Genomic DNA, 3631 nt, shown 5'->3' on the forward strand with positions numbered 1-3631 from the left:
ACCTCCTTCGCCTTCATCACCGGCTCGATCCCGCTCGCCATCGCCAGCGGCGCCGGGGCGCATGCGCGCGTCTCCATGGGGACCGTGGTGATCGGCGGCCTCGTCGTGGCGACCTTCATCACCCTGTTCATCACGCCGACCTTCTACGTCGCCTTCGAGCGGCTGTTTGGGCGCCGCGATCCGGCCGCGCCCGAGCCGTCCGGGGCCGGAGACGCGGCACTGCCGGCCGAGTAGCGGCGTTGGTCCGTCGCAGGGTCGGTGGCGCGGACATCGGCGCGGACATCGGGATCGGCGGCGGGAGGGGGCCGAAGCGCGCATGAAGACCGTCATGCCGCGCTGGCGGCTGATCCTGTCCCGAACCCTCCGCCAGGCCTGGGTTCGCGCCGCGCTCTACTGCGTCGGGGGCGTCCTGGCGGCCCTGGTGGCGTGGCGCTTCCAGTTTCACGTCGAGGAGAACTTCGCCCTCAGCGTCGGTGCCGACGCCGTCGGCAACGTCCTGAGCATCCTGGCCTCCTCGATGCTGACGGTGACGACCTTCTCGCTGACCGTGCTGGTGAACGCCCTGGGGGCCGCCTCGTCGGGCGTGACGCCGCGCGCCACGATCCTCTGGAGCGAGGACCGGCGGGCACACGACGCGCTCGCCACCTTCCTCGGGGCGTTCCTGTTCTCGGTTGTGGGGATCGTGGCCTTGTCGACCCGCCTCTACGGGCCGGGCGGGCGCCTCGTCATGCTGGGCGCGACGGTGGTGGTCATCGGCCTGATCGTCGTCACCCTCCTGCGTTGGATGCAGCAGCTCACGCGCTTCGGCCGGGTCGGCGAGACGATCCGGCTGGTCGAGCAGGCGGCGGCCCAGGCGCTGCGCTGCCGGCGCGACCAACCGCATCTCGGTGGCATCCCCCCGGATCCGGCGCACCGCCACGCGCGGCCGGTCCTCGCGGATCGGATCGGCTACATCCAGCATGTCGACCTGGCGGTGCTGACGCGGGCCCTCGGCGGCCGCGACGCGATGCTGGACGTGGCCGTGCTCCCCGGCGCCTTCGTCCACGCCGCCACGCCCCTCGCCTTCGTCGACCCGGATATGGAGGCCGCCGCCCTGGCGGCCGTCCGCCGGGCCTTCCTGATCGCCGACGATCGTGCCTGGGAGCAGGATCCGCGCTTCGGCCTGTCCGTTCTCGCGGAGATCGGATCGAAGGCGCTTCCGCCGACGGCCGCCGATTACGGGACCGCGATCGCGGTGATCGGTGCAGGCTTGCGCGTGCTCTCGGAGTGGATACCGGACCCGGACCGGCCGCCGCGCGAACCCGAGCATCCGCGCATCCGGGTCCCGGCCCTGTCGACCGACGACCTGATTGCGGATTTCTTCCATCCGCTGGCCCGTGAGGGCGGCGGGATCGTGCAGGTCGGCGTGCGGCTGCAGAAGGGCCTGGCGGCCCTGCGAAGCATGTCACCGGAGTGCTTCTCCGCCGCAGCCATGCGCGCCTCGATCCTGGTCACGGAGCATGCGGGCTTCGCCCTGCTGGTCCCGTCCGAGAAGGCCGCCGTGGAGGCCCTGACCCTGCGCTGATGCCCAAGCGGGCTCGGCCGTCTCGACCGCCGTTCGCCTCATGCGCGCAGGGTGCCGCCGAGGCGACGCGCCGGAGAAGCCTCGGCGCGGCACCGGTCATCGCCGGTTCGGAACTGCCGATGCGCTGATCCATTGGCTCACCGGACGCGGACCGACCGGCTTTCGAGGATGACTGGATTGATGATCCTGATGCACGCTCTCCCTGTCGGCTCCGCACGGACTGCCGTGCGCCGCGCGGCCATGGGGGCCTGCGCGCTGATCGCGCTCTCTGGACCGGTGCTCGCCCAATCGGCGGCGAGCCGGATCGATCAGCCGACGCCGGCCACGCTGCCCCCCGGGGTCAGCACCACGCCGGGCGGCCCTTCCCCCGCCGATCGACCGAGCGGCCCTGTCTCACCCCCGAGCGCCCTCTCTTCATCGACGGACGTCATGCGCGGGGGGAGCACCGGGACCGTATCCGGCCGGAACAAGGACGCGCGCACCAACCCGCTCGATCATCTCTCGCCGGAATACAGGCGGTAGATCGAGGGTTCCCTCGGGGGACGTCTCGGGGTCCCGAACGGCACCGGCGGTCGGATGTGCGGTCCATCGTCGGTCGCCGCACGCCGCCGATGACGGCACGGCGTTCTGGACCGGCCCCTCTGTCGGGTTCTCGTTCCGGTGTCTTTCGGCTGACATGCTTTCGCCGCCTCGCTGTGCGACGGGCTGCGCGAGCGGCATCACAGCCTCGCGGGCCGATCGCGCCCGTGGCAGCCCGAGTTTCGAGAAGCAACGATGAACACGCAGGTCGAGAAGGCGGGGGGCAGGCCTTCGAAAGGCATCGACCGGAACAAGGTGATCGCGCACTCGCTGCGGCAGTTCGCACGCCTGCCGGGCCTTCCCGACACCAAGAAGGGCGTGCGCTCGTACCAGAGTCACGTCAAAAGCGATCCCTGGCTACCGCTCCTCTTCGTCGTCTGCTTCGTCCTGCCGACCCTGGGCGGCGCGATCTTCTACGGCCTGATCGCCTCCGACCGCTTCGTGACCGAGGCACAGTTCGCGATCCGGCCGACCGTCGGGACGGCCGACAAGGCGACGCCGGACACGGTCGGCACGAATGCCGGCGTGATCAAGGCGACGGTCGCCCAGGAAACGCTCATCGCACAGGAATACATCCACAGCCGGCCGCTGGTCGAAGCCGTCGCGGCGGAGCTTCCGATCCGCGACTGGTTCGGTCGTGACAGCATCGACATGTTCTCGCGGTTCAGCCCGGAAAAGCCGGTCGAGAAGTTCCTGAAGTACTGGAAGCGCCGCGTCGACGTCGACGTCGAATCGGCGTCCGGCATCATGTCGCTGACAGTCGAGGCCTTCGACCCCGACGAGTCGCTTGCCATCACGAAGGCCGTGATGGCGGATACCGAGCGGATGTTGAACGACCTGAGCATGAGGTCCCGCCAGGACGCGCTGGACGTCAGCGCGCGTGTCCTGAAGCTCGCCGAGGAGCGGGAGGCGCAGGCCAACGCCGCATTGAACGATCTGCGCAACCGCGAGGGCGTGCTCGACGTCGTCAAGTCGAATACCGCCACCATCAAGGCGATGTCGGAGCTGCGGGACTCGCGCACCAAGCTCGCCATCCAGCTCGCCGTGCTCCAGCGGGATCTCGGCCCGCAATCCCGCAGCATCATCGACCTGAAGCAGCAGATTGCCGATCTCGATGCCAACATCGCCAAGGTTCGGCAGCAGCTGGCCGGCACAGCACCGACGGAGAAGCGGCGCCTCTCGGACGCGCTCACGCGGTTCGAAGACCTCGAGCACGAGCGCGAGAACGCCGAGAAATACCACCGCGACGTGCAACTGGCCTATGACCGGGCCCGGATCGTGGCCCAGCAACAGGTCGTGGCCCTCGTGCCGATCGTCGAACCCGTCAAGGCCGGCTCTTCCACGGAGCCGAGACGGATCCTGATGACGAGCCTCGTCACGGCCGGCGCCGCCGTGCTGTTCGCGGGCGCGATGTTCACCCGCCGGATGATCACGAGCTGACGGGGGCCCGGATCGGTTCTCGTCCGTGACGGTGGACGAGCCGATCGC

The 3631-nt window shown here is 69.8% G+C and carries 3 protein-coding genes; all 3 read left to right on the forward strand.

The window, feature by feature from the left end; all coding sequences use genetic code 11:
- Positions 1-234, forward strand: a 234-nt coding sequence (locus I53_RS01910; RefSeq protein ID WP_043346058.1) for an efflux RND transporter permease subunit, incomplete at its 5' end; no start/stop codon positions are given.
- An 82-nt stretch (positions 235-316) separates the two neighbouring features.
- Complete coding sequence (locus tag I53_RS01915; protein ID WP_051044612.1) at positions 317-1564, forward strand: DUF2254 domain-containing protein; 1248 nt, start codon at positions 317-319, stop codon at positions 1562-1564.
- A gap of 774 nt (positions 1565-2338) precedes the next feature.
- Positions 2339-3583 carry a capsule biosynthesis protein gene (locus I53_RS01925; RefSeq protein WP_043346061.1) on the forward strand — a complete coding sequence of 415 codons (1245 nt, stop codon included), beginning with the start codon at positions 2339-2341 and terminating at the stop codon, positions 3581-3583.
- Positions 3584-3631: the final 48 nt, after the last annotated feature.

The organism is Methylobacterium sp. B1, from assembly GCF_000333255.1.
Taxonomy (GTDB): Bacteria; Pseudomonadota; Alphaproteobacteria; order Rhizobiales; family Beijerinckiaceae; genus Methylobacterium; species Methylobacterium fujisawaense.

What these genes read in the sequence shown, in the direction of transcription:
- I53_RS01925 (WP_043346061.1), top strand. Translation starts at nt 2,339, where the DNA reads ATGAACACGCAGGTCGAGAAGGCGGGGGGCAGGCCTTCGAAAGGCATC.
- I53_RS01915 (WP_051044612.1), top strand. Translation starts at nt 317, where the DNA reads ATGAAGACCGTCATGCCGCGCTGGCGGCTGATCCTGTCCCGAACCCTC.